1 protein-coding gene is annotated in these 212 nt (G+C 71.2%); it reads left to right on the top strand.

Features of this window, described 5'->3' with window-relative positions:
* On the top strand, nucleotides 1–212 hold a 212-nt coding region (locus tag HFD95_RS22340; RefSeq protein ID WP_167430721.1), incomplete at both ends, for an Ig-like domain-containing protein.

Genomic DNA, 212 nt, shown 5'->3' with positions numbered 1-212 from the left:
GCGGGGTAACCGACGACCGCGCGCCGGTGCTGAAGGGCACGGCGGAAGCGGGCGCGACGGTGACGGTATATCTGGACGACAGCAGCACGCCGGCAGGCAGCACGGTGGCGGACGCGGACGGCAACTGGACACTGGCGCTGGGCACGCTGACGGACCGCGATTACAGCTGGCAGGTGAAGGTGACGGACGCGGCGGGGAACGAAACCCGCGGC

It is taken from the genome of Pantoea sp. EKM10T (assembly GCF_011800685.1).
In the GTDB taxonomy this organism is placed as follows: Bacteria; Pseudomonadota; Gammaproteobacteria; order Enterobacterales; family Enterobacteriaceae; genus Pantoea; species Pantoea agglomerans.
Note: the sequence above shows the minus strand (reverse complement) of the source record. Positions and strands in the feature narration are given on the sequence as shown.